Below are 24,342 nucleotides of genomic sequence, written 5' to 3' on the forward strand. Positions count from 1 at the left end.
TATTTTTATCAAGTTCCATTCTGTCATTATAATGCGGTGCCCGCCGCTAACGAGCGTCAATATTGACTTTGGTCACGTGTAGGCGATCGCGTAAGTACATCTCCCTAAAAAAAATATACTTGGCAAATTGGAGTTATTTATTAGCTTAGCTCACTATTTTAATGTTAGCTCATGCGATTAGTCAGGAATGTAAAACTGTTTTTCCGGGAAGGAAACTCGGACAAAACATATGAAATAGACCTTTGTGAAGTTGGCCCGGAACAATATACTGTTAACTTTAGATACGGAAAACGTTTCGGAACCCTGAAAGAAGGCACCAAGACTGTAAGCCCCGTAGCCCTAACAGCAGCCACCACTATCTTTGATGCACTGGAAAAAGAAAAGCGCAGCAAAGGTTATCTCGGTGAGCAGGAAGCTGTACAGGACCTTTCTTTTGTACCAGTAGATACTTCCGTGGTAGCAGACCCACAAGATGCCGCTATTCTCAAAAGGTTGCAGGGCGCGCTGGAAAACAAGCCCGCGTATAAAACTGTCTGGAAAACATCCCGTGTGATCTGGAAAGCAGGAGAACGCAAGCTCAAAGAAGCGGTCCCTTATCTGATCAAACTGATGGAAAGGGGAGATGCTATGCAGCGTTATACCGCGCTCTGGGCACTCGGCAGATGCGCCGATCCCGCTGCTGTTCCCGTACTGCGTTCCTATGCCGACAACGGCTCCTACGCACAGAACATTCGGATGCTGGCCGCCAACGGCCTGCTGATGGCGCTTCCGGAAGAAGAACGCCAGGCGCACATACAAAGCCATTTCCTCCGCCTGCCGGAACAATTACAGCAAATCATTGCCGGCGACAATGCACAGGCCATCTTCGACGTGGTACAGCAGCTGGTCATGGTGAAAGCGGAACTCAATTACCCGATGCTGGAAGACCTGTACATCGTGGCGTATAACAATAAGGCCGTCAGAGACGCCATCATCGGTTTCCTGGTCCACATGCCTTTACGCCCCAGCTACTTCCAGCATATACGCCATATTTTCAAACAGGCCGAACTGCGCGACGATCAGGGAATCGTAGGTACGCTGGCCGTTAGGTTTGAAAGGGAGATGCCTATGTTCAATCACCCAGGTAAACGATTGGACTATGATGGCAACGAATATCATCCCAATGTGTTCGTACCGGAGTTACAGGAGTCTTTTAAAATAGCCAGAGAAATTAAAAAGCCAGGCTCCCGCCTCGCTTATTCCAATAAAACAAGAGGCTACCTGAAACGCAGGGTGCTCCGTAATCTGCGTGCTGCCGGCAAAAGAGGCGATATGGAATATGTACGCCTCGCTACGGCACTGCTGCTGCAATATGAGGAGCAGCGCGATGCGAAACAGGAATATCAGACCAGGCAGTACAGCTGGGTGAATGGCCGCTACACCACCTGGTACCGGCAGTTTCCGGCCCATGCCCATGCCGTGTTCCTCAACTATATTCTGCGCGGTAACACGCCCAATTTACGGTTAGACGCCAACGGCACGACATGGTATTACGAAACGCCCAAAAATGAAAAGGGCGAGCCTACCCACGAAGCTACCACGTTGCGGGAACATCCTGATACCGTGAAAGCACAGCAGAAAGGCACGCTGTTACAGAAGCTGTTCGGCTGGCTGGGAGGGGAGAAACAAACACCGTCACCAGGTGTGGTACCGCCAACCTATAAGCCGGAAACCGCTCCTGCGGCGCCGGTCAGCGATGTGCCTTACCTGGAATTATGGCGTCAGATGCCACAGGCTTTTGTTCAACTGCTGATTGCCGGCAAAATGGAGGCGGTGCATCTCTTTGCCATAGAGCAGTTGAAGTCGCACCCTGAATACGCAGCCCTGAAAGCCAAAATGGATGAGAAAACGATCTACCATCTGTTGATCAGCCATTTTAATGTTCCCGCTCTCTTGGGCCTGGAACTGGCAAAAGAAAAATATAATCCTGCAAGCCTGTCTTTCTTCCTGTTGTACGCGGTAACCATGAGCCCTCTGGAAGTGGCCAGGGTACAGGGTCTCGACTGGGTAGATCAAAACAAGGCTGCCTGCTTTGGTGATACAGATTTCCTGATGCGGTTAATATTTAATCCGTATAAGGATGTCCGTAACTACGTACGTCAGCAACTGACACCTGAACATCTGCCTGCCGATAAAGCCCGCGCACTCGTAGGGAAAGCGATTGCCGCGCTGCTGGCATCGAACAATACCGCGGATGATGTGAATCAAAACCTCAATGACGGATGCCAGATCCTGGAACAGTTCTGTGCCGATGCATTGCGTGAGGTGGACATGAAAGTGATCACAGACCTCATGAACTCGGCAGCGCCGGCCTGTCAGGCATTTGGCGTGCGACTGATGGTGATGAAAGAAGGGCAGCTGAACTTCGCTGAACTGTCTGATCAGCTGCTGCGTAACCTGATGGCCAGCCGGCATGAAGCCGTAAGAATGGCCGGTATGTCCGTCCTGAAAGCAATGCCGGATGCTGAATTGCTGAGAAGGGCAGAGGTGTTGCTCGATATCGTGCTGGCACCGTATGCGGATGTACGAAAAGAAGTACGGCCGCTGATCGCGTCACTGGTGGCGAAAGACAACCGTCTGGCTATTTACCTGGTGAACGAACTGGTACCCCGCCTCATGCGCAAAGAAACTGTGGAAGGTATCCATGAAGATATCGCCGCTGTCCTGAGCCATGAGCTGGTAGGGTATTTGCAGGATGTAGACACCGCTACCGCATTACGTTTATTGTATGCCAACTATCCCGCTGCACAGGAATTTGGTGTGGTAGTACTAAATAAATATATCCCGGCGGAAGCGCTTACCGTAAAACAAGTGATCGCTGCAGGCAATCACGAACTGCTCGCGGTGCGTGAATGGAGCTGGGGCTTCTTTAATCAGCACGCTGCCCGCATGCGTTATGAACGCGAAGCGGCTATCGGTCTGCTGGACGCTAAATGGGACGATACCCGCCGTTTTGCGCAGGAGTTCTTCCGTACACAGTTCACCGAAAACGACTGGACGCCGGAAACACTCGTGGCTATCGCCGACAGCGTACGCACGGATATCCAGGCTTTTGGCCGAGAAATGCTGATGCGTTTCTTCAAAGATGCAGACGGACCTTCCTATCTGCTGAAACTGAGCCAGCATCCGAGCGTGGCCATGCAGGCTTTTGCTACCAATTATCTGGCAACTTATGCCACGGATAACCTGGAATATCTGCGCAGTATGGAACATTATTTCCGTTCTGTGCTGAGCCGTGTCAACAAGGCCAGAATGGCCAAAGAGCGTATCTTTAACCTGCTGGAGAATGAAGCGTTGAAGTCTGCCGAAGCAGCTGCTTATATCGGTGAGATCATCGCACATATATCCGCTACCGTATCCATCGCAGATAAAGCGCGTTGCATACAGATCATGCGGAATATTCAACAACAGTTCGATATTTCTCTGCCAATAACGTTAATGCCTGTACGAACCCAAGCCATTTAGAAATTATGTTATTCAATTACAGATATAGCGGTAACTCCCAGGTGTACAGCAATGCTACATCTGCCGGTATTTCCTTTGCCCCGGACACCCGCCGTGACCCGACCTTTTTTGTTGGAAAACTCCATAAAAAAATCGCTTTCCGCGAAGCCATATCTGCCCTGCATGATGTAGTAGTGTCGGACCTGCGTTTTAAACCCAAAGATAAAACGGCCTATAAGGAATGGGCTGCCCAGCAGGAGTCTGTGTGGTTGGCGGAATATATGAATGCCTACGACGCGGAAGCTGCCAATCAGCGGATCGCTGCGCTCTCAGAAAGTTTGAAGCAGGTAGGCACGGAGAAGGATAAAGTAATGGGCCCTTTTTATAAAGCCCGTAAACAATATTTTGACTATCTGTACCAGAAAGACAGGGATGCCTGGTTTGTACTGGACCCGGTGATCACCGTTCATCCGGATGAAATGTTCTTCGAATGTTTTAGCCAGGATGAATCTACCTATGGTAAGCTGAGCGCTAGTTACAACGTTTTCAAAGAAGTGAATGAGTTCGAGTGCGGTACCACCAATATCGACTATTCTGCTGCTTTGTATGACGAGTTCCAGAAAATCCGCGACTATAAGGAAACTGATTTTAAAGTAGATCCGGGAGGCTTCCAGATACAGACGTCACAGGAGGAAATGTATCATGAGGTGAAAATCGATTTGCCGGACAGCTGGGTGAGAGGCTTTTTGCAAGTGAGTTCTGCGATGACATTGCCTGCCGCTACTTTCGATCTGCATCCGATGGACGTATACAATTTCTGCCTGTGGCTGCGCCGTTTCAAGGAAAAGAGCGGTCCGCGCTCCATCCGTTTTAAACTGGAACCGGGCAAGCCTATACGGGCGGTGTTTGAACCGTGGAACCACGAAATCGTTTGTGCGAGATCGATATACAAAGGCGGTCAAAGCCGCGAAATCAGGATATGGGGCAGAAGAAGGCTGTTGATATTAGAACGCCTGATTCCCATCGCTAAAAAATTCACCGTGCACCTTACCGGCAACGGCCTGCCTTCTTTCTATGTAGCAGATCTGGGTGATATGCAGTTCACGCTCGGGCTTTCCGGCTGGACGGCCAATGACTGGTCGCGTGCCGGTCAGTTCGACCTGATGGCGCCCCGCGCTATCGTAGAAGACAGCGCCAAACTGAAAGTGTTTGCCGATCTGCAAACCCGCTGGATGGCCAAACCGGAGACGATTGCCACCGCCACCGGGCTGGACAAAGCCACGGTACTGGGCGCACTGGGCATCTATACACAAGCCGGCAAAGTGATCTTTGACCTGCACAGTGGCATGTACCGTCTGCGGGAACTGAGCCGCGACCCGCTGCCGCTGGAATCCCTGCGTTTTGCCAATCCGCTGGAAGCAGAAGCGTCTCAGCTGGTACAGGAAAAACGGGTGACTTTCACTGCCCAGGATATTCCCGGTACCGGCATACAATTAAAAGGAAATGTAAAAAGCTCACATCGTGTATACCATCCCGTTATTGTCATCGATAATGATGAGAGACTGAGTGATGCACACTGTGATTGCAGTTTTTATAATACCAACAAGTTATACAAGGGGCCGTGCGAACACATGCTGGCACTGCGTATGACGCATGCTGAAAATAATTCTGCAGAATAAAATTTTGTTTTTCAGAATTATTTTCTAACTTGCCTGCTCGTTAATAAACACAGATCTTTGTAAAGAGGAATTGATTGCACTTGCGCCCGTAAAAGGGACGAATGATGTTTCGTCATTCAGGTATTATGACTATACATGCTTCACTAAATGCAATCTTTACTTTGGGAGGGGCGTACCTATAGCGAATTTGCGGTACAAGCCCCGGGGGCTAAAATTCGCCATAGGTACGCCCCTCCCTGGAGTTGATTGATTTAGTCAATGGCTTGCACGAAGGCCTTTTCCTCTTTACAAAATCCTGTTTCTCTTCGCGTCAGGCATGGCTTCCGCAGCCACTTCAAAGCCGGACCTTTTAACTCCGCTTCAGTTTAGCTGCTTAACATTCATTAAAAAAGTAAACGCCAACACTATGGCCGAAGGCTTAACCCGTCAACAGCTGTACGACAGAATCCGTGCATCCTCCAAAGAGGAATTTATACTGGAAGAAATGACCCGTCTGGGTTTCTGGGCACGAAACACGACCCAGCCATCCTTACCGGAAACACTGATACGCAAGGAAGGAGAACTGCGCCGCGAATTGAATGAACTGCTGGCCGAAAAACAAAAGTACCGCAACAAGGAAAAGCTGCTGGCAGACATGCGTAAAGAACGCATGGCCAAAGCAAAACTGAAACGCGCGGAAACAAAAAAACGCAACGAAGAGAAAAAGAAAGCCCGAGCTGCTGCCTGGACTGAAAAAAAGCATCTCGATATCATCTACCTCGGTGAAGAAGTATCCGCCGGGCTTAATAAAATTGCACCCGATGAAACACAGCTGGCCAAATTCGGCCTGCCGGTGTTTAAGGATGCCACTGCGCTGGCTGCCGCCATGGGCATCACCCTCGGTAAACTGCGCTTCCTGGCTTTTAATCGTAAGGTGGCACACACTTCCCACTATCAACGCTTCCAGATTCCCAAGAAATCAGGCGGCACCCGCGTTATCTCTGCGCCAATGCCGCAACTGAAAGCTGCACAACATTGGATACTGGAGAACATTCTCTATAAAATCAAAAACAGCGATGCTGCCCATGGCTTTGTGCCAGGCAAATCTATCGTGACCAACGCCGCGCCGCACGTAGGACAGGACATCGTTATCAATATTGATCTGCGGGACTTTTTCCCTTCTGTTCCCTACAAAAGGGTAAAAGGCCTTTTCTGTAAACTGGGATATGCTGAACAGGTGGCTACCATCCTGGGCCTCATCTGTACAGAACCGGAAGTAGATGAAATCCTGCTCGACAATCGTAAATACTACGTGGCCAAAACAGAGAGGCATCTGCCGCAGGGCGCACCTACCAGCCCGGCGCTGACAAACCTGATCTGCTTTAAACTGGACCGCCGTTTTGAAGGACTGGCCGCTAAATACGGTTACGCCTATACGCGATATGCAGATGACATGACTTTCTCCGCTAAAGGAGAGGCGGCTGATAAAGCAGGACAACTGTTATGGTCTGTTAAGCAGGTGGTAAAGGAAGAAGGCTTCACTATTCATCCGGATAAACTGAAGGTGATGCGCCAGGGTGATAAAAGAGAGGTGACCGGCATCGTTGTGAATGAAAAAATTAGCCTCGACCGTGACACCCTGCGTAAATTCCGTGCGCTGCTGCATCAGATCTCTAAAACAGGCCTGGCCGGCAAACGCTGGGGCAAAAGCAAAAATATTATCAGCAGCATGGAAGGCTTTGCCAACTATGTATACATGGTGAAACCGGAACAGGGCACTAAACTGAAAGAAACGCTGGCGGCGCTGCTGCAAAGGGAAGATATCAAAGCGGAAGCCCGCAGTCTCTGGACCACTGGTTCTACAGCGCCTGCGGCCACTGATGCGCCCGCACCTGCTGATACGCCGTCTGCCCCGCAACATCCGGAAGGTATTCCCATCGCAAAAGAGACGCCGGCGGCTACTAATACGCCGGATAAGCCATGGTGGGATGTTTTATAGCAAGATCACACATCAGTCATAAAAAAGAGAAAGCCTGCGCCGTATGAAGCGCAGGCTTTCTCTTTTTTATGTGGCGTATAACGGATCAGAGATTGTATCCCAGTGAAACATACCATTGTGAACCAATAGTGGGGTTACCCCATGATTGCACATAAGATTTGTTCAGGATATTCATGCCACCCAGTTTAACAGTGGTTTTAGCTTTCGGGAAGAATTTGCTGACCATGGCGTCCAGCGTGCCGAAGGCAGGGATTTCGCTTTGGCCGGCTGCATTCACGTTAGGACCAACAAATGAAGATTGCCATACGTAGGATTGTTGCCATCTCCATACAACGTTAGCGGCTATATTGGAATTAGCAATGTTGCGGTTACCAATGTTGAGGTTGTACCGTACTTTCGGCGTATTGAACATAGCGAGGAAAGTGCCAAGGTCTTTTTCGTTGCTCAGTTCATTGTAGGAGATATTACCGCCTGCTGTGAAGTTAAGCGGCAGGCTGTAATCCAGTCCCAGTGCCCATCCCCAGGATTTTACCGTTTCTTCGGCACTTACCGGTACGGAGAAGTACTGGAATCCGCCGGTGGTCGTTGGTTTGGCAAGCACCTGGGCGCCATTCATGTTTTTGAAATCATTTTTGTAGATATAGGCATCCACCATCAGCTTTTTAGCTATGACAGCTTTGTAGCCCAGTTCGTATGCCTGTATGCGTTCCGGGAGGAATTCACGGAACGTGTATTGTTTGGGAGCACCTGCCATTAAGGACTGGATCGTATATACGGGACCGTTATTCAGGCCGTAACGTTCACGCAGGAATGGCAAACCACCGATCAGGCGGGCTTGTGGCGTTACCAGGTCTATGTATTGGTCCTGGTTGTGGGGAATGCGGAAGCCTGTCTGATAGGAAACACGCAGGTTATGTGTTTGCAGGAAGGTATATACGGCAGACAACCGGGGGCTGAACTGGCCTTTGAAATTCATGTTTTTATCGTATCGTAGTGAGCCGGTCAGTTTGAGGTGGTCGTCTATCAGCTTTTTCATGACTTGTACATAAGCGCCGTACTCGTTAATACGGAACTCATTGCCATTGTCATCTACGGCGAACAGTGTTTTTTCGGAGTTCAGCGCATACCGGCGATAGTTACCGCCCACCAGTATTTCAGCGAATTTGATCAGCTTATGGAAGTTGTACATGAACTCCAGCTGGTACAGATTGGTTTTGTCGGTGAATTTAGCACCTACACCTTTGGCGTCGCCGGGAATTGGTTTGCCTTTCACCTGGTCTGCTGCCGCGTTGAATTCAGGCGTACCAGGAATCAGGCGGCCCTGGTCTGCTTTAGCACGGGCGTTCTGGAAGAAAGTAGGCATAGCGGCTGCAATGGCATTTTGAGCGGCCGTATAGGCGGCAGCGGGAGTGGCGCCTCCCTGCAATGCGCCTTTGTAGGTTTGTACAAAGGTGCCGAGGGACTGCGTGGCATAAGTGCCAAAGTAGTCAGCATACCAGGCCTGACTGGTTTTCCAGGCTTCATTGATACCTTTGGCAAGGATACCGCCGGCATAGCTGTCACCTGATCTTTCCTGGGTGGTATAAGCCCGTACATAGAAGTCGGGGCTGCGTAATTCCACTTTGTATTGGCCCATGTTGAAGTCCTTCAGGGAGTAGCGGTCGGCCCCGGTGTAAACCGTGGTACCTGAACCATAACTGCCTTGTATCAGGGCTTCGAGGTTTTCGGTGATCTTATAGTGAAGGGCGCCATTCAGTTTCAGGTTTTTAGTGTTGTAGTCCACTACATCTGATTCAGCATAACCGGTACGGGTGATGTTGGCTCTATTGGGCGCGGGGATGGCGGCATTAAAGATCTGATCTGGCGTTACAGTGCCACCAAAGGCGGCGGAGATCTGTGCCAGTTGCGGATTAAGCGTACCGCCTGTTTTTAACAGGTTGTACATATTTTGCGGATCTTCATCGCCGTATATGTTTACCCCGTTATAACCTTCATTATTGGCACGGGTGCCATCCTGCAGGGTATGACCGTTGGCGAGGCTCTGGTCGCGGTTGTCGTGGGCCTGCCAGTCATCGGCTTTGACATAACCTACGTTCAGCTTAAATGCCCATTTGTTGTTGAAGGCATGGGCGAAACGTACTGCCACATCATAGAAGCCGGTTGTAGCGGAAGTGCGGCCGCCATCGTTGAGGAAGCCGGTTTTCACCTGAGCGCTGAGGCCCTGGTACTGGAACGGGTTTTTGCTGGTCATCAGCACGATGCCGTTGAGCGCATTAGGGCCGTACAGGGCGGAGGCAGCGCCGGGGATCAGTTCCACGTTGTCGAGGTCCAGTTCAGGAATGCCCACCATATTACCTACGGAGAAGTTGAGGCCGGGGGCCTGGTTGTCCATACCGTCGTTCAGTTGCAGCACACGGGTGTTACCGTTGCTGTTGAACCCGCGTGTGTTCACGGATTTGAAGGTGAGGCTCTGGGTGCTCATTTCCACGCCTTTCAGATTGGCGAGGGCATCATAGAAGGAGGGGGCCGGAGATGCTTTCAGGGCGCGGGCATCCAGCTTTTCGATGGACACCGGTGATTGCAGGATGCTTTCCTGTACGCGGCTGGCGGCTACTACCACTTCCTGCCCGAGTATTTCGGTCGTGCTGAGGGTAATGGCGATTTTCTCATTGGCATTGCTGACCACCTGTTCTGTAGTTTGATAACCTACATAGGTAAAAACAAGGGTTAGTGGCAGTGCATGGCTGGTTTTGAGCTGGAAGTTACCGCTGTTGCCCGTGATAGTGCCGGCTGTGGCGCCTTTCACGACAACCGTAACTCCAGGCATACCGTTTCCGGATGTTTTGTCTGTTACAGTACCGGTAATAGTTGTAGGCGTTTGCGCTGTGAGTACCAGGGAAAAGGACATCAATAGCAACAGGGAGCCCAAACATACTTTTAGAATGCTTTTCATACGCAGTGGACGTTTTTGATTTAGACTCGGTTATATCTAAATATAAGGAAAAATCAAATACAACTGCGAAACTGAAAATAATTCCTGCCGTAGATAACTATTGCCAATCCTGCAATATCTTCCCGATCTTCTCAAACTCAATTAGGAAGCCATCATGGCCATAAGAGGAGTCTATTTCATGATAAACGGTATTGGGCAGATAAGTGGCCAGCAGGCGTTGTTCTTCCGGAGGACAGAGCAGATCGCTGCTGATACCGATGAGTAACACCGGTTGCTGTATGTGGGAAAGGGAAGTGGTGATGTCTTCATGGCGGCCGCGGGCGATGTTGTGGCTGTCCATGGCCTTGGTGAGCAGCCAGTATGACTGGGCATTGAAACGTTTCACCAGTTTATTGCCCTGGTAATCGATGTAGGAAGAAGCGCGGAAATTGTCTGTCTTTTCCTTATCAGGATCAGACTGGGTGCGCATAAAGGTCTGGTAGTTGCGATAAGTGACCATACCGATAGCCCTGGCGGCTTTGAGGCCACGGGCGCCGGCATGGGGCGCTGGGTCCTGCCAGCTGGGATCTGCCTCAATGGACAGGCGTTGCGCAGTATGGATAGCAATGCCCCAGGCGCTTTCAGCAGCGCCGGTGCAGAGCAGGAACAAACGTGCAATACGTTCCGGTTCTGTCAATGCCCATTCCAGTACCTGGTAACCACCCATGGAACCGCCTACGAGCAGGCTTATCTGTTGTATCTGCAGGTGCTCACGCAGCAGGCGGTGCGCCTCCACCATATCACGGATGGTAACGGCCGGAAAGGTATGGTACCAGGGCTTGCCGGTAGCAGGATTTACCGTATGCGGACCGGAACTGCCGTAGCAGGAACCGATAATATTGGCACATACGATGAAATGCTGCGCCGGATCAATTACCCGGCCATGGCCGATAAGACCGCTCCACCAGTCAGCCACGTCGCTGTTGGCGGTCAATGCATGACATACCCATACCACATTGCTGCCGTCAGCATTCATGGTACCGTAAGTATGATAGGCGATCTGTAATTCAGGTAATACCTGGCCGGACTCCAGCCGGAATGGTGCTTTGCTGTAAAAAACCTGTGCAGACAATAATCCAAAATTTTTGCAAATCTACAATACGAATCAGGAATTACAAATTACGAATTGTGAATTATAAGCTGAGGGCCAGTACTTAGCACATACTACCTATAGAAATCTTCAATAACCGAATTGGTATTATATTACAGAATTGGTAATTGAATTATTTATCTTTGTTGCAAGAAACCCACCTAATCATGAAAATAGCATTACAAAGAGTAGACGACGGTTTCAACATGGAAGCCGTTGATGAAGGCGGCCACAAAGTGTTGATGGATTCATCCCTGGAAAACGGGGGGAAGAACAACGGAGTAAGACCTATGCAGATGGTCATCATGGGCCTTGGAGGCTGCTCTGCCATTGATGTGCTGATGATCCTGAAAAAACAACGTCAGGAAGTGAAGGATTTCCGCATTGAAATAGAAGCGGACAGGGAAAAAGGCAAAGAGCCGTCTTTATGGGAAACTGCCCATATCGTATTTCATTTTACAGGAAACATCGACGCTGATAAAGCTGCCCGCGCAGTGGAGCTGTCGATGAACAAATATTGCTCCGTAGCTGAAACGCTGCGTCAGGCCAACACCAAACTGACCTGGGAAGTGAAACTGAACGCTTAATACGGAGAAATTACCATGTCCATGAGCAATAACAAGCAATACCAACCGGAAACCAATGCGGTAAGAATTCAGACGGCACGTACCAACGAAATGGAACACTCCACACCAATGTTCCTGACTTCCAGCTTCTGCTTTGATAATGCGGAAGAAATGAGGGCCACTTTCGCGGATGAAACAGATTTTAATATCTACAGCCGTTTCAGCAACCCTAACGTGGATGAGTTTGTACAGAAGATGTGCGCCCTGGAAGGTGCGGAGGCAGGTTATGCCACGGCTTCCGGTATGAGCGCCATTTTCGCCAGCTTTATGGCCCTGCTGAAAGCAGGCGACCACCTGCTGAGCGCCCGCTCTATCTTCGGTTCCACCCATACTGTTATCACCAAGTTTCTGCCCAAATGGGGGATAGAATGGTCTTATTTCGACCTCAATGATCCCGCCAGCATTGAAGCGATGATCAAACCGAATACTAAAATGATCTTCGTGGAAACGCCCTCCAATCCCGGACTGGAAATCATCGATATAGGTTACCTCGCCGGCATCGCCAATAAACACAATGTCATCCTCAATGTTGACAACTGTTTTGCCACGCCGGTGCTGCAACGTCCTATCGAAGCAGGTGCACACATCGTTACCCACTCCGCCACCAAATGGATCGACGGTCAGGGACGTGTACTGGGCGGCGCTATCGTTGGTAAAAAAGACCTGATCAAAGAAATACATACCTTCTGCAGAAGCACCGGCCCGGCCATGTCGCCATTCAACGCCTGGGTGCTGAGCAAAAGCCTGGAAACACTGCACGTGCGCATGGAACGCCATGCTGCCAGCGCGCTGAAACTGGCGCAGTCACTGGAAGGCAACCCACACCTGAGTGGTGTGAAGTATCCTTTCCTGGCCAGCCATCCGCAGCATGAGATCGCCCGTAAACAAATGAGCGGCGGCGGTGGTATCGTATGCTTTGAACTGAAAGGCGGCCTCGAAAGTGGCGTGCGTTTCCTCAATGCGCTGGAGCTGCTGTCTTTGACAGCCAACCTGGGCGACAGCCGCAGCATCGCTTCTCATCCGGCCAGCACTACCCATGCTAAACTGAGCGATGACGAAAGGGCCAACGTGGGCATCACGCCCGGCCTGATCCGCATCTCGGTTGGACTGGAAAATGTAAATGATATTCTCGCAGACATAGCACAGGCACTGGAAAAAAGCGCCCTGTAACTATTAACGCATCTATACAACATTGCCCGGAGCCTGCGCCCCGGGCAATGTCATTTATTCCCCTTTCGATAACTTACCCCTTTTGCTTCTTTAACCCAGCCAAGGCGAAAGCCGCCGCAGCAGCGGAAAAAACGGAAAAGTCGAGCGGTGCCTTGATGCTCCTGGAAAAAGCCATCGCCAATGCAAACAGTATCAATAAAATACCGCTGCCTTGTGCTACCAGCCGCGTCCTGAAGTTGAACAATAATGCGATGCCAAAAATCAATTCAAATGCTGTTGCTACGACTGCCGCCACGGAAACCAGCGGCGCCGGGAACCCGGGCAGCAATGTGGCGGTGTATTGGAGAAACTTGTCCCAGTTGCCCCAGGCGGAATGTGCGGCTCCCCAAAGACCAAACCGGTCAGCCACGGCTGATAAAAAGCCAGCGCTGAGGGCTATACGTAAAAACCACGCTGTTATTTTTTCTTCTGTAAATTTCATAACTGTTTAAATGGATAGTGTTGAGTAATGCAGAACGATAACAAAGATATTCACGGCCACAGGATTCCATCTTAAGATATCTTAAGAAATGGAAGGACTTTTTTAATGGCGCTTCCATGATTTTATTGCTGTTTAAAACGCGAATGAATATTTAAGATATTTTGTTATATTAGAATTATGAAATCCTTCTCTCATTTTCTGCTGATCCTTGTGCTGGCATATCTGGCCGGTACCGTGTTACCCTGGTGGAGCGTAGCCCTGGTGGCTTTTGTTGTTACATTGGCGCTGCCATTGTCTCCGGGCAAGTCCTTCTTTAGCGCGTTCCTCTCTGTCTTTATATTGTGGCTGGTGCTGGCGTTTTATATGGATGTTCGCAATGACCACCTGCTGGCCAACCGTATGAGCGAAATGATCCTGCAGGTACGCAGTGCACCACTGTTAGGAGTGATCAGTGCTGTCATCGGTGGACTGGTGGCTGGTTTTGCAGCCAGCAGCGCTGCATTTGTCCGCGCTCCGAAAAAGATAGTGTCCTAGCTTATCATGAGCTGTTAAATTTGTGGTAAAACGGTAGGTACTCCATTTGCGTACATACCTGGTAGTTATTTTTGAGATATGATGAAATACTTACCGACCCTGTTTTTACTCCTGTTTACTACGTACTGTGAAGCCACTGTTGTCAAAGGTCTGGTGACCGATGACAAAAATAATCCGCTACCCTTTGCCACCGTCCTGATAAAAGGAACTACCATTGGTACTACTACCAATGCTGCAGGCCAATACCAACTGGACGTCCCATCCGGTCAACATACCCTCGTATGTCAGTATATCGGTTACCGTAAGACCGAAAAAGTGATCCAGGCAGATGTAACTCCCCAGGTCGTTAATTTCACGCTGTTGCCCGTCAACCTTCAGATCAAAGAGGTGGTGGTGAAGGCAGGAGGGGAAGACCCCGCCTATGCCATCATCCGGCAAGCGATCAAAAAAAGAGCTTTCTATCAGCAACAGGTAAAGGAATATACCTGTATGTCCTATATCAAAGGTACTATCAACATGACGGGCACGCCCAACAAGTTCCTGGGTAAAAAAATCGATAAAGAGGATATGGGGGTAGACAGTACCGGTAAAGGCATGGTGTTCCTGTCGGAATCAATTACAAAAATCTCCTCCCGTATGCCGGATAAACTGAAGCTGGAAGTGATCTCCGACCGTAAAAGCGGAGGTGGTTTCGGAATGAGTTTCCCGGCTTTCATCAGCTTTTATGATAATAACGTATCTGCTGTTATCACCCAGATGGGCCCCAGAGGTTATATCTCACCTATTTCGCAAAATGCATTGTCTTACTATAAATACCGCCTCGAAGGAGAATTCCTGGAAGATGGCCGTATGGTCAATAAAATACGGGTGATCCCTAAAAGGAAGCAGGAGCCGCTGTTTTCAGGATATATCTTTATCACCGATGGAGATTGGCGTATTCACAGCACCGATCTGATACTGACCAGCGAATACCAGCTGGAGCTGATGGATACGCTGCGTATCCGTCAAACACATGTGCCGGTGGCCGGTGATGTATGGCGTATCAAAGACCAGGTGCTGCATATGTCGGTCGATAAATTCGGCTTCGGTATGGTCGGCAACTTCGTAAATGTATACTCAGACTACAACCTGCATCCGAACTTTGGGCCGAAGTATTTCGATAATACTTTCCTGAAGTACGATTCTGCATTTGATAAAAAAGAAGCCGTGTACTGGGACAGCATCCGGCCGGTTCCGCTGGAGGAGGCCGAATCCCGCGACTATCATCAGAAAGACAGCACTGTCCGGGCCAACAGGCTGGCGGCTATGCAAGGCAATACCCTTGATTCCCTGCGTAAAAAACAGAAACCGGTGAAGGTGATGGATGTGCTGTGGAACGGTGTTAACCGCAAGCTGTATTTCCGCCGCGATAGCGCCATTGAGTCGCATGCCCTATATGTAAACGGTCTGGCTAAATCCCTTAAATACAATACCGTAGAAGGTTTGGTACTGGCGCTGGAACCGCGGCTTCAGCTAAATCTGGGAGAGGAGCAGCAGCTGAGAATATCTCCGTATGTCCGTTACGGTTTGAGCAATACTCACCTGAATGCCTATACGTTTCTGACCTACAGCGCCAATAGCCGTGTCCGTAACCGCTATGGTCGCAATGACTGGACACTGGGCGGTGGTAAACGTATCAGCCAGTTCAATCAGGATAACCCGATAGATAATATCGCCAATGAGTTTTATACGCTGCTGCTGAAGGAAAACTATATGAAGCTGTATGAGAACTGGTTCGGCCAATTACGCTACAGCAGAACGTTTCAGACGAACGACCGGTTAACTGCCGGCGTGCGTTATGAAAGCCGTATCCCGGTAGAGAACACCACTGATTTTACCATCTTCAAAAACGATAAAAAGCAGTTTACGCCCAACCACCCGGAAGACTTGGCGCAGATACCATTTGAGCGGCACCAGGCGTTTATTGTGGACCTGAGCTTCCGTTATCAGCCGGGGCAGCAGTTTGTAGAGTTGCCAGACCGCAAGATGCCGCTGGGCTCCAAGTACCCGACTTTTGAACTGGCCTACAGCAAAGGGATTCCGAATGTGGGCAATAGTGTGGTGGATTTCGATAAATGGAAATTATCGGTGTTTGACAATATGAACTTCAAATTGTTTGGAGAATTCCGTTACCGCGTTACTGCCGGCGGATTTCTAAATGATCGTAATGTACAGATACCGGACTTCCAGCATTTCAATGGCAACCAGACGTTTTACAATACCAAATACCTGAACAGTTTTCAGCTGGCGCCTTATTACCGCTATAGTACCACTGCACCGTTTTTTGTGACGGCCAATGTGGAACATCATTTCAATGGCCTGCTGACCAACAAGGTGCCTTTGTTGAACCGGTTGAAATGGAATCTGGTAGCTGGTTCCAATGCGTTTTATGTGAATGATAAAAACAATTATGTGGAAGCATTCCTTGGATTGGAGAACATCCTGAAAGTGCTCAGGGTAGATGTGGTGGCTGGTTATCAGAGCCAGGATAATACGCGGATAGGTGTCAGAGTAGGGCTGGGAGGGGTGTTCGGAAATCTAATTAAGCTGGACCAGTAGGGGCGTCGACAACATATTTGGTTATTTGGACTGGTTTTTTATTGGGGAGAACAAATAACCAAATTTCCAAATAACCAAATTACCGATGTCTTCTTCATAGCCTATCTTTTTTTGCTTCTCATTTCCTTGCGTTCATCGAAGAAGTAAGCCAACAGTCTGTAGACCCAGATGCCGACGATAGCGTACATAAAGTAAGTAAGGTAAATACTCATAACATAACATTTTCGGGTTAATCAATTTTTTGTCAGAACGATATTTTCAAAAAGGGTGCCAATTAGGGGTTCGTAACTTAAAAGCAAAGATATATACAATAAATATCAAATAGTTATAAAACTTTAATTAAATTTTTCACACTTTGTGAACATTTGGCAGTAACTATCTGTTGTAAAATTGATACTCAACCAGATACACTTTTTGTGGATTTTATCACACTGAAGTGGGATTTTGACCATTACCCATGAAAAACCAATACAATGAAAAAAATAGCCTGGATAGCCCTGGTAGCGGGCATCTTGTTAGCTACTGCTGCCTACATCACCGAAATCAATGACCTACCCGGTGCAGTAGAATTACGAACATTTGGATTTATCGGTTATATATTGATTATCAGTGCCGTCGCCTGGTTTTTGTTGCGTCGTTTATACGAATGGGATAAGAAGACGGATGCGCCCCGGGCGTAAAAAATAAAGGAATTATCCCGTTGGCCCCATTAACTCCAACCTGCTGTTTTTCATCTGTTTCCGCTCCGTTTCCCGCCGGATTTGTCTATCTTTGCGCTGCCTGACAAAAAACAGGCAACATTGACATACTCTTAAGACGAATCGATCAACCATCTGGCAGGACCAGGGTAGTGATTGAAATTTTGTTCACAAGGCAAGTGTCCTTAAAATTTCAAACAAATGGTATTACACAACAGAGTCTCCGCCGACGAGCTCAGGAAGCGGCTATTTTTGGAAACATTTAAGCGCGTTACTATTTCCTTTTATCAGTACGCGAAAATTGAAGACCCGCAGGCTTTCCGCGATCAACTTTACGAATCCCTCTTTAAACTGGACGTTTTTGGACGTATCTACGTGGCCCATGAAGGGATTAATGCGCAAATCAGCGTGCCGGAACACCATGTTGAAGCGTTCCGCGATACGCTTTATGCCATCAGTTTTCTGAATGGCATCCGCCTGAACGTTGCAGTGGACGATGACGGAAAATCTTTCTTCGTACTCAAAATCAAAGTGCGGGAAAAAATCGTGGCTGATGGTATTGATGATCCCACCTTTGATATGGCGAACCGCGGCAAATACGTGGACGCACAATCGTTTAATAAACTGACAGACGACCCGGAAACGGTGATCGTGGACATGCGTAATCACTACGAATATGAAGTCGGACATTTTGACGGTGCCATCGAAGTGCCTTCGGATACTTTCCGCGATCAGCTACCCATGGCGGTAGACATGCTGAAAGATCAGAAAGACAAAAATATCATCATGTACTGCACCGGGGGAATCCGCTGTGAGAAAGCATCTGCGTATATGTTGCACCACGGTTTTAAAAATGTTTTCCACCTAGAAGGAGGCATTATTGAATATACGAACAAAGCCAAACAACAAGGACTACCCGTTAAGTTTAAAGGCAAAAATTTTGTGTTCGATGACCGTCTGGGAGAAAGAATAAGTGAGGATATTATTAGCCAATGTCATCAATGTGGGGAACCATGTGATACACACACCAACTGTTTAAATGACGGCTGTCACCTTTTATTTATTCAGTGCGAATCCTGTGCCGCAAAATACGATGGTTGTTGCAGTGATGCCTGCAAAGAAGTGCATGCGTTACCGGAAGAAGAAAAAGCGGCCCTGCGTAAAGGAGTCGACAAAGGACTTATGTTCAACAAATCCCGCAGGAAAAGAATAAAATAAAAAAAACCGCCCCGCGTTGTTTCCTCTCGGCAGGGCGGAGTAGATATAATTATAAAATCAGTGTGGGCCGGACCGTCGTCCGGCCTTTTCCTTTTTCATAACCATTCTATCAACCTATATGCGAACTAAAAGTTGATCATCTCCCGGTCAATCATTCGCCGGAAGGCGATATAATATCTTTATATGGCTGTTTTATTTTTGTATGCCCGGTAAAAAATAATCGGGAACACCAGCAATGTCAATACGGTTGCAGTAATCAAACCTCCAATCACCACAATGGCCAACGGCTTCTGTGTTTCAGAACCAATACCGTGTGAAAGCGCTGCGGGCACAAGGCCTATAGCAGCCATCAACGCGGTCATCACCACTGGCCGGATACGGCTCTGAACTCCCAGCTTAATAGCCTCATTCAGGTCTATTTTCGCCTGCAGGTTTTTGTGGAATACTGAGATCAGAATAACACCGTTCTGGATACAGATACCAAACAGGGCAATAAATCCTACGCCGGCAGAAATGCCGAAGTTCATACCTGTAACGTGCAAAGCGAGAATTCCCCCTATTAGTGCGAAAGGAACATTCATTAAAACCAGTCCGGCATCCTTCACACTACCCAGCATAATAAACAGCACCATGAAAATGGCAACAAGGCTGATAGGCACTACCTGTCCGAGTCTTTGGGTGGCGCGCACCTGGTTTTCAAACTCACCGGTCCAGCCTACACTGTACCCTTTGGGCAGTTTGATAACTTTATTAATTTTCTGCTGCGCTTCGCTGATAGTGGAACCGAGGTCACGGTCACGCACGGAAAATTTAATACCGATGAAACGTTTGTTGAGATCGCGGTAAATAAATGCCGGACCGGTAATGGTCTTGATCTCCGCAATTTCTTTCAGCGGCACTTTGTTGTTATTGATGGTTGGCACCATCAGATTGGCCAGGTCTTCCTCGTTTTTACGGTAGTTGGCATCATAACGGATACGGATATCGAATTTTTTCTCGCCTTCATACAGCTGTGTTGCGGTTTTACCACCAATCGCCATTTCAATCACCGCTTGTGCATCACCGGTAGATACGCCGTACTGGGCCATCTTGTTGTTGTCCAGGTCAATGCTCATCTCTGGTTGACCGATATTCCGTATCACACCAAGGTCCTTGATGCCCGGCACTGTTTTCAGCTGGGCAATCACTTGCTGGGACAAGGATTCCAGTTGAGACAGGTCGGCGCCGTATATTTTCACGCCATTGGCGGCTTTAAAACCGGCCACGGCTTCTGATACGTTGTCACTGATAGGCTGGGAGAAGTTGAGGATAATGCCCGGGTATTTTTTCAGCCGGCCTTCCATCTGTGAAATCAGTTCATCCTGCGTGATCTTGCGTTTCCATTCATCTTTGGGCAGCAGGTCTACCTGGTATTGCACAAAATAAAACCCGTTTGGATCGGTACCGTCGTTGGAGCGACCAACCTGTGACAGTACTCTTTTCACTTCAGGGAAACCGCCCAAATCCTCACGGATGCTGTGGGCCATGCGTGTGCTCTCTGTAAGCGACATGCTCATGGGCAGCTCGGTGGTTACCCAGAGAGAGCCTTCATTGAGCTGTGGCAGGAACTCCGTACCCAGGAACTTGGCGGACATAAAGGTCAACACCATAAAGGCCAGGGCACAGATAAGGCTCAGACGTTTGTTGCGGTAGGTCCAGTTGAATCCGCTGGTGACAATGCGGTCAAAGAAATTTACCACAAAGTTGTTCTTCTCCTTCACGTTTTTGTTGAGCAGGATAGAACAGAGTACTGGCACCAGCGTTAGTGTGAACAGCAGTGCGCCCATCAGTGCGAAACCCAGTGTCCACGCCAGTGGAGAGAACATTTTTCCTTCTACTTTCTGGAAGGAGAAAATCGGTATCAGGGAGATAATGATGATCAGTTTGGAGAAGAAGATGGCTTTAGCCAGTTCGCCGCCGGTCTGTTTGATCCATCCCAGTTTGGCCATCTTATTGAACCGCTCCATGCCGTATTTATGGGCTTTGTGGTCCAGCATTACGAAGATGCCCTCCACCATTACCACTGCGCCGTCTATAATGATACCAAAGTCGATGGCGCCCATGGAGAGCAGGTTAGCGCTCATGCCTTTAATACGCAGGCACATGAAGGCAAAGAGTAATGCCAGCGGGATGATGATGGACACAATCACCGTGGTGCGCCAGTCGGCCATGAAGATAAATACGATCACGGTCACGAAAATGATCCCCTCTGCCAGGTTGTGCATCACCGTATGGGTACAGAACTCCATCAGGTTATCACGGTCGTAGAAGGTTTCCATTTTGATATCTTCCGGCAGCACGGTTTCGTTGAGCTCCTTCAGTTTATCTTTCAGGCGTTTGAGCACCTCAGACGGGTTTTCTCCTTTACGCATCACCACGATGCCTTCCACGAGGTCGTCTGCTTGGTTGAGGCCCACCTGTCCTACACGCGGGGCGGAGGACTCATGTACGTTGGCGAGGTCTTTTACGAGCAGCGGCACACCGTTGATGTTCTGCACGATGATATTCTGGATATCGGAGATACTGTTGAGCAGGCCGATACCACGTACCACATAAGCCTGACCGTTTTTCTCGATCACATCGCCACCTACGTTCACGTTACTTTTAGTAACAACCTGGTAGAGTTCCAGCGGAGTGATGTCGTATTTGGCGAGGCGTACCGGATCGGCTGAAATTTCATAAATTTTTTCCTGTCCGCCGAAGGCAACCACGTCTGCCACGCCGGGAACGCTGCGTATCTGCCGGTCTATGACCCAGTTCTGCCAGGTCAGCAGGTCGCGTGAGTCACGTTTGTTGCTCTTAAGATAATAGCGGAAGATTTCCCCGGTAGGGCCGTAGGGCGGCTGTACTTCCGGTTCCGCGCCTTCCGGCAGGCCAATTCCTGCCAGCATATTATTCACTTGCTGGCGCGCAAAGAAGTCTTCTACATCATCTTCAAAGATGATTTTTACAACGGAGAGACCAAACATTGTTACGGAACGTACGCTGGTCTTACGTTGTACGGCGTTCATTGATACTTCGATGGGCAGGGTCACAAAACGCTCCACTTCCTGGGCGCTGCGGCCGTTCCATTTGGTAACGATGACGATTTGAGTATTGGTAACGTCGGGAAACGCTTCGATGGGCGTGTGCAGGAACGAAAATACGCCTGCAATGATCAGTACGATCACGCCGATAAAAACAAAGAGTTTGTTCTTGAGCGAAAAAGCGACAATGTTTCTGATGAATTTATTCATAATTCCTCTTCTTTAGAGCCAGGCTGGTGTATCATGCCATGACATACTTAGTCTTTCAGTGCGTCGTAGATCAGCAGCTGATTTTTGGAAATCACTTTTTCGTCTGCCTGCAGGCCGGAGCTGAGGTAAGTCAGGTCACCGGAGGTTTTGGCAACTTCCACCCGCCTTACCGCGATGTTGAATTTGTCTTTGAATACCAGTACGTAGTTTTTGCTGTTGTCAAAGATGACAGCGGCAGATGGCACGGCGATTTTCTCGTCGTGGTCTGTGTACTTCACGTATACGGTGGCAAACATCTCCGGCTTGAGCAACATGTTTTTGTTGTCGATCCGGATACGTACCTGCATGGTTTTAGTGGCAGGGTCGAGGAAATTATTGATCTTGTCTATCTTGCCATGGAAGGGCTCATCGGGATAACTTACAGTCACTACGTCCGCTTCATAGCCTTCCTTGATTTTGGCGATATCTGTTTCAAACACGTTGGCCATTACCCATACATCGTCCAGTTCGGAGATGGTGAAGATATTGGCGCTGTTGTCCGTACGGATCTCCATGTTGTTATTGATATTCTTTTCAATAATATATCCGGAGATAGGGGCGGTAACCAGGTAGGTGGCGCCTTTGCCTTTACGGTATATTTTAAAGAGGTCGTTGAGACGGGTGATTTCCGCATTGTTTTTCTGTACTTCCCCTCTGGCGTTCACCACATCTTTCTCCGTGCTCAGGCGGCTGTCGTACAGGTCCTGTGCCACTTTCAGGTTCTTCTCGGCCACACCGCGGTCGGAACGGGCTTGTGCCAGTTGTTTTTCATAGTCTGCGATCTCGGCACTGTGTATCACGGCCAGTACCTGACCTTTCTGGACATAGTCGCCCAGCTGCACTTTGATATCTTCCACATAACCACTCACCAGCGGGTATACTTTGAGTACCTTGCCACCATTGGGGGCTACTTTACCAGAGAGCCGCACTTCGTTCATCACGGGTACCATATGAGCGGTATCGATGCGGATATTTTTTAACATGGTATCGCTGAGCACAAAAGTGCTCTTCTCGGAATCTTCGGCCTGTGTGTGTTTGCATCCACTCCAGATAACTGCTGCCAGCAGCGAAAAGCCAACGATCAATATAGGCTGTTTCATGCGCTTAGTTTTTAAATAATTCTTGTCCTGTGGCGTAATTGAGTTCTTCGTAAGCGTCTACCCGGTTGGATAAAAACTTATTGATGTTTTTAGCGTTGTCGCTATAGCTGTTGAAATAGTCGATGAACTGTAACAAGGAGATGTTGCCCTTGCTGAAGTTTTTGGCTACCTCGGAGATCAGGGTGTCAAACTCGTCCTGGAACTGGTGCAGGTCGAAGCTTTTATAACGCTTTTCCAGTGCTACGATGCGCTGATAGGCGTTGATCACTTCTGTCTGTGCAACGGACTGTTGTTGTTGCAATTGTTGTTTGCCGGCGCCGATTTGTAGCTGTGCTGCCCGGATATTGCCCTGGTTGCGGTTCCACAGCGGCAGGTCGATTCCCAGCGTAAGCCCCACGAAATTGTCGATATAGCTGCCTTTTTTATCATAGGTGGCGCCTACATGCAAATCTGGTACGGCCATCGCTTTTTGCAGGCGGTAATTCAGTTCTGCGGTCTGGTATTGAGTGGCTGCGATGCGTACGTCCGGACGGTTGATGGCCACACTGTCGAGCAGGGATGATAATTCTATATGATCAAGCCGGTAGGTGGCGAGGTCGGCGGGTGTTACGACCGCTTCATAAAAATCCCGGCTATGCAGCAGCTGTTGCAGGTTTTTCTGCGCTTCCAGCTCTTCCTGTTTCAGGTCAGCATAGTCGTTTTCAATACCTACCTGTAAGGCCTGTAAGCGTACCAGGTCGGCATGTGCGACACTGCCTTTTTTATCGGCGGTCACATAGGCGTCAACGATGCGTTGCAGGTTCTCCAGTTGTTCTTTAAGGACTTTGCCGGTTTGGCGGCGATAGTACAGGGTGTAGAAGTTCTCACGCAATTGCAGGCGGAGGGTGCGCACCAACTCATCGAAGGTGGCCTCGTTCATTTTGGTGGCGGTGGCCGCCAGTTGAACATTTTTGTTGCGTTTGCCGGCCAGCTGTATCAGCTGGTCAATAGTGTACTGTGTTTCTCCTCCTTTGCCTACATTGAAAGGCTTGAACTTATCGGTGCTGCCGAAGCCCAATACAGTGCTGAAGGAGGGATTGTTCCACATTTTTGCCTGACGCACCAATGCTTTGGATGCGTCGATTTGATAACGTTGTGCCAACAGTACATAGTTCCTGACCAGGAAGGAATCCTCGACGGCCTGTAAAGTGACCGTCTGGGTCGGAGTTTGCGCCTTTATCGGTTGAATAAAGCCCAGGCTGGCAACGCATACTGACAGAATCAGTCTCGTCTTGGTTCGCATAATGCCTATTTTTATGACACAAAGCTCCCCAAGTGAAATTAAAGACGGCTTTAAGACGTATTAAAAACACATTAAAATAGCGCAAGATTAAAATCGTAT

At 48.9% G+C, this 24,342-nt stretch carries 15 protein-coding genes; 9 read left to right on the forward strand and 6 right to left on the reverse strand.

Annotated features, from left to right (window positions below; translation table 11 throughout):
• Positions 1 to 171: 171 nt before the first annotated feature.
• The 3 genes from HHL17_RS17945 (at position 172) to HHL17_RS17955 (ending at position 7,140) form a co-directional block, all read left to right on the forward strand.
• Positions 172 to 3,504, forward strand: coding sequence for a HEAT repeat domain-containing protein (locus HHL17_RS17945; protein WP_169226202.1), 3,333 nt, complete (start codon positions 172 to 174; stop codon positions 3,502 to 3,504).
• 5 nt (positions 3,505 to 3,509) lie between these two features.
• Complete coding sequence (locus tag HHL17_RS17950) at positions 3,510 to 5,162, forward strand: SWIM zinc finger family protein (RefSeq protein WP_169226203.1); 1,653 nt, start codon at positions 3,510 to 3,512, stop codon at positions 5,160 to 5,162.
• 406 nt (positions 5,163 to 5,568) lie between these two features.
• Complete coding sequence (locus HHL17_RS17955) at positions 5,569 to 7,140, forward strand: reverse transcriptase family protein (protein ID WP_169226204.1); 1,572 nt, start codon at positions 5,569 to 5,571, stop codon at positions 7,138 to 7,140.
• Positions 7,141 to 7,225: 85 nt separating this feature from the next.
• Here the strand turns inward: HHL17_RS17955 and HHL17_RS17960 are convergent, their stop codons facing one another.
• Together HHL17_RS17960 and metX are read right to left on the reverse strand one after the other, a co-directional pair.
• Positions 7,226 to 10,093, reverse strand: a complete 2,868-nt coding sequence (locus HHL17_RS17960) for a TonB-dependent receptor (RefSeq protein ID WP_169226205.1) — start codon at positions 10,091 to 10,093, stop codon at positions 7,226 to 7,228.
• Positions 10,094 to 10,190: 97 nt separating this feature from the next.
• On the reverse strand, positions 10,191 to 11,204 hold the full coding sequence (gene metX, locus HHL17_RS17965) for a homoserine O-acetyltransferase MetX (protein WP_206156079.1): 1,014 nt from the start codon (positions 11,202 to 11,204) through the stop codon (positions 10,191 to 10,193).
• 185 nt (positions 11,205 to 11,389) lie between these two features.
• On the opposite strand from metX, the gene HHL17_RS17970 reads away from it, so the two are divergent.
• Both HHL17_RS17970 and HHL17_RS17975 read left to right on the forward strand, forming a co-directional pair.
• The gene (locus HHL17_RS17970) at positions 11,390 to 11,809 is read left to right on the forward strand and encodes an OsmC family protein (protein WP_169226206.1); all 420 of its coding nucleotides are present in this window, start codon (positions 11,390 to 11,392) and stop codon (positions 11,807 to 11,809) included.
• 21 nt (positions 11,810 to 11,830) lie between these two features.
• On the forward strand, positions 11,831 to 13,018 hold the full coding sequence (locus tag HHL17_RS17975; RefSeq protein WP_169226207.1) for an O-succinylhomoserine sulfhydrylase: 1,188 nt from the start codon (positions 11,831 to 11,833) through the stop codon (positions 13,016 to 13,018).
• A gap of 73 nt (positions 13,019 to 13,091) precedes the next feature.
• Here HHL17_RS17975 and HHL17_RS17980 read toward each other — a convergent pair whose 3' ends face one another.
• A complete protein-coding gene (locus tag HHL17_RS17980) occupies positions 13,092 to 13,499 on the reverse strand; it encodes a DoxX family membrane protein (protein WP_169226208.1) in 408 nt (135 codons plus the stop codon).
• Positions 13,500 to 13,676: 177 nt separating this feature from the next.
• Here HHL17_RS17980 and HHL17_RS17985 point away from each other — a divergent pair, with 177 nt between their 5' ends.
• From HHL17_RS17985 to trhO, 4 genes are all read left to right on the forward strand, one after another.
• Complete coding sequence (locus tag HHL17_RS17985; protein ID WP_169226209.1) at positions 13,677 to 14,033, forward strand: hypothetical protein; 357 nt, start codon at positions 13,677 to 13,679, stop codon at positions 14,031 to 14,033.
• Positions 14,034 to 14,111: 78 nt separating this feature from the next.
• On the forward strand, positions 14,112 to 16,631 hold the full coding sequence (locus HHL17_RS17990) for a DUF5686 family protein (protein ID WP_169226210.1): 2,520 nt from the start codon (positions 14,112 to 14,114) through the stop codon (positions 16,629 to 16,631).
• A gap of 473 nt (positions 16,632 to 17,104) precedes the next feature.
• Positions 17,105 to 17,311, forward strand: coding sequence for a hypothetical protein (locus HHL17_RS17995; protein ID WP_169226211.1), 207 nt, complete (start codon positions 17,105 to 17,107; stop codon positions 17,309 to 17,311).
• Positions 17,312 to 17,530: 219 nt separating this feature from the next.
• The gene (gene trhO, locus HHL17_RS18000) at positions 17,531 to 18,547 is read left to right on the forward strand and encodes an oxygen-dependent tRNA uridine(34) hydroxylase TrhO (RefSeq protein WP_169226212.1); all 1,017 of its coding nucleotides are present in this window, start codon (positions 17,531 to 17,533) and stop codon (positions 18,545 to 18,547) included.
• Between the two features lie 179 nt (positions 18,548 to 18,726).
• Here the strand turns inward: trhO and HHL17_RS18005 are convergent, their stop codons facing one another.
• Genes HHL17_RS18005 through HHL17_RS18015 form a run of 3 tightly spaced genes read right to left on the reverse strand, consistent with a single transcriptional unit; the run spans position 18,727 to position 24,243 of the window.
• Entirely contained in the window at positions 18,727 to 21,822 is a 3,096-nt protein-coding gene (locus HHL17_RS18005; RefSeq protein ID WP_169226213.1) for an efflux RND transporter permease subunit, read from the reverse strand.
• A 47-nt stretch (positions 21,823 to 21,869) separates the two neighbouring features.
• On the reverse strand, positions 21,870 to 22,961 hold the full coding sequence (locus HHL17_RS18010) for an efflux RND transporter periplasmic adaptor subunit (protein ID WP_169226214.1): 1,092 nt from the start codon (positions 22,959 to 22,961) through the stop codon (positions 21,870 to 21,872).
• Positions 22,962 to 22,965: 4 nt separating this feature from the next.
• On the reverse strand, positions 22,966 to 24,243 hold the full coding sequence (locus tag HHL17_RS18015) for a TolC family protein (protein ID WP_169226215.1): 1,278 nt from the start codon (positions 24,241 to 24,243) through the stop codon (positions 22,966 to 22,968).
• Positions 24,244 to 24,342 lie beyond the last annotated feature (99 nt).

Source organism: Chitinophaga fulva (genome assembly GCF_012927205.1).
GTDB classification, from domain to species: domain Bacteria; phylum Bacteroidota; class Bacteroidia; order Chitinophagales; family Chitinophagaceae; genus Chitinophaga; species Chitinophaga fulva.

Excerpts from the sequence above, each read along its gene's own strand:
- trhO (WP_169226212.1), top strand. The coding sequence starts at position 17,531 with ATGGTATTACACAACAGAGTCTCCGCCGACGAGCTCAGGAAGCGGCTA.
- HHL17_RS18015 (WP_169226215.1), bottom strand. The coding sequence starts at position 24,243 with ATGCGAACCAAGACGAGACTGATTCTGTCAGTATGCGTTGCCAGCCTG.
- HHL17_RS18005 (WP_169226213.1), bottom strand. The coding sequence starts at position 21,822 with ATGAATAAATTCATCAGAAACATTGTCGCTTTTTCGCTCAAGAACAAA.
- HHL17_RS17995 (WP_169226211.1), top strand. The coding sequence starts at position 17,105 with ATGAAAAAAATAGCCTGGATAGCCCTGGTAGCGGGCATCTTGTTAGCT.
- HHL17_RS17950 (WP_169226203.1), top strand. The coding sequence starts at position 3,510 with ATGTTATTCAATTACAGATATAGCGGTAACTCCCAGGTGTACAGCAAT.
- HHL17_RS17960 (WP_169226205.1), bottom strand. The coding sequence starts at position 10,093 with ATGAAAAGCATTCTAAAAGTATGTTTGGGCTCCCTGTTGCTATTGATG.
- HHL17_RS18010 (WP_169226214.1), bottom strand. The coding sequence starts at position 22,961 with ATGAAACAGCCTATATTGATCGTTGGCTTTTCGCTGCTGGCAGCAGTT.
- HHL17_RS17945 (WP_169226202.1), top strand. The coding sequence starts at position 172 with ATGCGATTAGTCAGGAATGTAAAACTGTTTTTCCGGGAAGGAAACTCG.
- HHL17_RS17955 (WP_169226204.1), top strand. The coding sequence starts at position 5,569 with ATGGCCGAAGGCTTAACCCGTCAACAGCTGTACGACAGAATCCGTGCA.
- HHL17_RS17990 (WP_169226210.1), top strand. The coding sequence starts at position 14,112 with ATGATGAAATACTTACCGACCCTGTTTTTACTCCTGTTTACTACGTAC.
- HHL17_RS17975 (WP_169226207.1), top strand. The coding sequence starts at position 11,831 with ATGAGCAATAACAAGCAATACCAACCGGAAACCAATGCGGTAAGAATT.
- HHL17_RS17985 (WP_169226209.1), top strand. The coding sequence starts at position 13,677 with ATGAAATCCTTCTCTCATTTTCTGCTGATCCTTGTGCTGGCATATCTG.
- HHL17_RS17980 (WP_169226208.1), bottom strand. The coding sequence starts at position 13,499 with ATGAAATTTACAGAAGAAAAAATAACAGCGTGGTTTTTACGTATAGCC.
- HHL17_RS17970 (WP_169226206.1), top strand. The coding sequence starts at position 11,390 with ATGAAAATAGCATTACAAAGAGTAGACGACGGTTTCAACATGGAAGCC.